Genomic DNA, 247 nt, shown 5'->3' with positions numbered 1-247 from the left:
TGCTGGGGCCGATCAGCAGCTGGCACAGCGCGCGGCGCCCATCCTGCGGCAGCCGGCCGGTGTCGCCCAGGTAGTAGACGTCGTTGTTCCGCCGCGGCAGCGGCGTGTCCACTACCGGCTCTGCGTCGAGGTCGGGTGCGTCACCGTCGATCAGGGCGGCGTCGTTGGAATCTTCATGCCAGCACATGGCGTTTCTCCTGGGTGAACCAAACCAACGGGATACGGGCCCGCCGCCACTGTCCATCGC

Annotated in this window: 1 pseudogene; it reads right to left on the bottom strand. The window is 68.0% G+C overall.

What is annotated here, in order from left to right:
- A pseudogene (locus KVS69_RS20135) lies at positions 1-187 on the bottom strand (hypothetical protein); the annotation flags it as partial.
- Between the last annotated feature and the right edge of the window lie 60 nt (positions 188-247).

The organism is Stenotrophomonas sp. GbtcB23 (genome assembly GCF_019091045.1).
Lineage (GTDB): Bacteria > Pseudomonadota > Gammaproteobacteria > Xanthomonadales > Xanthomonadaceae > Stenotrophomonas > Stenotrophomonas rhizophila_A.
Note: the sequence above shows the minus strand (reverse complement) of the source record. Positions and strands in the feature narration are given on the sequence as shown.